This is a genomic window from Nocardia sp. NPDC050799 (assembly GCF_040654015.1).
Classification (GTDB): Bacteria; Actinomycetota; Actinomycetes; order Mycobacteriales; family Mycobacteriaceae; genus Nocardia.
The window spans coordinates 1-3,617 of the sequence record NZ_JBFAHF010000092.1 but is presented as its reverse complement, the minus strand read 5'-3'; the positions used below and the strand labels follow the sequence as shown (position 1 = coordinate 3,617).

Below are 3,617 nucleotides of genomic sequence, written 5' to 3'. Positions count from 1 at the left end.
GACTTCACCCGCCCGGACGGACCGGCGGATCGGACCGCGCGCCTGGCCGGGTTGCTGGGAGTCCCGGTTTCGGAGGTCGCGAACCAGATCGCCGCTCTCGAACGCAACGGCTCCCTCGACCCGATCCGCGAACTGCTGCAACCGGCCGGTATTGCGCCCGCCGCGGCGGAGGCACTACGACAACATGTCGAGGCCACCGCCCCCGCGACGACATTGCAGCGCGCGTTGTTCACCGACGAACAGGCGCTGAACCATATGACCCCGTTGCGGGACCGGCTCGCCGCCGAACTCGGCCTGCGGATCGCCGATGTCGACGGCGCCGAAGGTATGCGAACACTCGAGCCCGCGCTGACCGAGGCGAGGGACGCGCTTGCCGCAGCGCTGGGTTACCCCGTCGCCGGCATCAACCCCGGCATCGCCCGCGACATCCTCGGCGAGGCGGTAGGCGATCACCTACCCGCCGTGAACATCGCCGAATCCGATGTACGCGACGATGCTGCTTCGGCTGCCGCAGATTCCGGGCCGCTGGGCCACGATTCCCGGCATGGGACATCCCAGGATGCCGCTGCTCAGAAGTCTGACACGCAGAACAGCGACGTCGACCGCGAGACAGCCGACGACATCGTCGCTGCCGCGTCACGATACTTGGCACTCTCGGCGCTGCTCGATTCGGTCGTGCAGATCCATCGTCGTAGTCCCAACAGTTGCGTCAACAATGCCGTAACCGGAATGCGAGTATTGTGTCCCGACAACGCCGGCCGCTTCCGGGTGCCGCCGACCAGCCTCGAGGGATACGACCGCGAAACGGTGCGCGACATATTCGGCGCCGGGCTCGAGGAGACCGGATCGCTGGACGAAGTGGTCGAATCGCTGAAATCCCGACCTGGTGGAATCAGCGTCCTGGTCTACAAATGGAAAGACACCCGAGCCAACGGCACCAGCACCGAGGCCGACGAGCATATGGTACTGCTGGTCAACGACAGCATCTCGGTCGACGAACCGAACCTGGTTGTCGTCGACCTGGCCGCGTCGCGCGACCGCAACACCGACAACGACTACGGTCCACGAGATCTGCGCAATCGCCGCACCTTGCTGAACAAGGCCATCGGGTTCGATGATTGGCGCCGCGAGCAGGAAGTATTCATCAACCGCATGCCCGCGGACGAGCGGCGGTTCGAGACCATCGAGTTCGATCGGGACGGCAACCTCGTCTCCGGATCGCGCGCGGAAGCCCCCGACGCCGAGACGCTGCCACCGTCCCAGCGAGTCGACGTTCCGTCGGCCATGCAGGACGAAATCGATGCGATACCCGTTGGACAACCGGGCACGGACGAAGCGATGCTCGTTCGATCGGGAGCCGCCGGGGATATATCGAACGATAGGCGCCGTGACGAATTCAGACCGGTCGGCAGTCGACCCCACGACGGTCCTGACCACATCACGGACAACCCTGGACCCACCCCCGAGTCTGCCCGCCCGACCGCGAATACGACGCCGGGGAGCGCCGCGGCGGCATCCGGCGCGCCGGACAGTATCGGCAGTAAGCCGTCGCACAGCGCGGCCGATTCGTCGTCGCCGAACAGCGCGAATGCGTTGAACCGTGCGCGGGGCGCGTGGATCACTGCGCGGCGTGACGACAAAGGCCGGCGTGATGGCAGGACTATGACCGCGGCTGACCTGGCCGGAGCTGTGGATGTCGATCCCAGCACCATGAGCCGGATCGAACGGGGAAGCACGCGGCCGCGGCCCGGACTCTTCGTCAAGATCGGCCGGGCGCTGGGTGTGCCGAGATCCGAATTCGTGGATATTGCACGCAATGTGTACCCGGACGCCGACTTCGATCTGGCACCGGCCGCATACCCACTCGACGCGCCGGGACGTTGGCTCTCGGCGATGCTTCACGACCGGGACATGTCGTGGAATGAGCTGGTGGAGGCCAGCGGGATCAGCGCGAAATATCTGAACTCGATCGGTAAGGGCGAGACCGTTCCGGGTGCCGCTGTTTTCCTATCGCTGTGTCAGGAGTTGAACCTTGGAGCCGAAGCCATCGGGACGGCCGCCGACCGGTTCTTCCCGAACACGCCGGCGGATCTCGCCCCGACTGCGTACGCCCGAGAGGAACGCGGACTGTGGCTCCGAGCGCAGCGCAACGACCATGGCATCTCAGATGAAGAGCTGGCACAGGCAGCAGGGATCGGCACCGAACGTCTCCGATCGGTCGAACGGGCGGAGCGTGAACTCGGGGTAGTTGATTTCCTGTCGGTGTGTAAGGCGTTGGGCCTCGAGCGCGAAGCCATCGATACAGCCGCCGACCGGTTCTTCCCGGGGGTGAGGGTCGGCCTCGACCCGGCTGCGTACGCGCCAGAGGAGCACGGCCTTTGGCTCCGAGCACTCCGTTACGACCGTGGCATATCCCCCGAGGAGGTGGCGGAGGCCGCGGGGATCAGCACCATCCACCTTCGCTCGATCGAAACAGGTGAACGAGCCCCCGGGGTAGTTGTCTTCCTGTCGCTGTGCGACGCACTGGGTATCGAGACCGACGTGACAGGTCGCGCTGCCGGGCGGTTCTACCCGGAGGCGAGGTTCGATCTCGACCGGACCGCCTACACTTCCGGGGAGCAGGGACTGTGGTTCAGGGCACTGAGGTATCACTATCGCCTGCAACGGTCCGATGTGGCAGACGATACGGGCCTGACCGACAGGTATATCGGCCAGATCGAACGCGGGGAACGCACACCGAGCCGACGCGCTTTCCGGCTCCTCGGCCGGGAACTGGGAATCGGCCCGATCGACCTGGATGCCGCCGAGGACCACTTCTCTGCTTCGGCGCTCACGGACGAACCGGGCCTGCGGTTCGACGACCTCACCGCCGGTGACGAGGCGCAGGCCGACCTGGTGGAACGACAGATCGCCGGGTTGCTGGAGGGTTGGTCGGAGCCGGCGTACGTGCGGGAGATCGCCGCGGCTGTCGGTGCGTCGATTCGGTGGGGGCAGGGGCCCATATCTCTCCGGGTCGAGCTGGATGCCGAGGCGGTGCACGTGGATCTCGTCGACATCACGGGGGATCACAGCTATGTGCGGGTCGAGTGGCGGCTGGGGCGCACCCCGGGTCCGGTGGAGCGGGCCGCGGAACCGCCGGTCGAAAGAGCCGCGGAAGACATCGATCTCGACCGCTTGATGGAGATGTTCGGCGAATCCGAGCCCGAGGAGATACCGCCGTACCAGCGGGAAGTCCGCCGGATTCGCAATGCCGTCGAGGCACGGCTGCTGGAATACGATGCGGACATCTCCGGCGACCTGGTCGACAGCGTCATGCGAGCCGTGAGCGAACTGGTCACCAACGCGAAGAAACACCTCCACAGCAATGCCTCGTCGGCCGGCCTCGCACCGGAGGAAGTCCTCGATCTGGCGACTCGGGGTGCCGGAGACGACCATCAGGTGCACCTCGCGGTCACCAATGACATCGCCCCGGGCGTCGCCGCGAAACTGCCGAAGTGGACGGCCGACGAACAAGCTGCGGATCGGGAAGGCGGCCGCGGCACGCAGCTCGTGATCGCCGAGAGCACGGTCGCAGTCCGCCACATCACCTTCGCCAACGGCAAGAACACCATCGAGCA

The 3,617-nt window shown here is 66.0% G+C and carries 1 protein-coding gene; it reads left to right on the top strand.

Going from position 1 to position 3,617, the window contains the following annotated elements:
- The coding region (locus AB0H42_RS35525; protein ID WP_357064232.1) for a helix-turn-helix domain-containing protein at positions 1-3,617 on the top strand (3,617 nt) is incomplete at both ends.